Source organism: Streptococcus sp. HMSC061D10 (assembly GCF_001808865.1).
GTDB lineage: Bacteria > Bacillota > Bacilli > Lactobacillales > Streptococcaceae > Streptococcus.
Window position 1 is genome coordinate 1 of the sequence record NZ_KV795028.1, and the last position, 396, is coordinate 396.

Genomic DNA, 396 nt, shown 5'->3' on the forward strand with positions numbered 1-396 from the left:
GCTTTCGCTGTCACATTTCCTTCTGGAATAGCTACAGTTGGTGTGATTGTTGCTTTACCATCTGTTCCTGCAGTTGCTTCACCGATCTTGTTGCCGTCTTTGTCGAACAATTCAACCTTAGAACCTGGTTCTGCATTAACTTCAACTGGTGTCTTAGTACCTGCTTTACCTGTAAGGTCTGTCTTAACTTCTGGTTTCGCTGGGGCTTCTGTATCTGGTGTTGATGGTGTTGTAGCTTTCGCTGGCTCACTTGGCTCTGATACATTGCCTGATGGGTCTGTTGCTTTCGCTGTCACATTTCCTTCTGGAATATTAACAGTTGGCGTAACAGTTGCTTTACCGTTGTTATCAGCTGTACCTTCACCAATCTTGTTGCCGTCTTTATCGAACAACTCT

1 protein-coding gene is annotated in these 396 nt (G+C 44.7%); it reads right to left on the reverse strand.

Features of this window, described 5'->3' with window-relative positions; translation table 11 throughout:
* Positions 1-396: hypothetical protein (locus tag HMPREF2728_RS10860; protein ID WP_398578146.1), on the reverse strand; the 396-nt coding region annotated here is incomplete at both ends.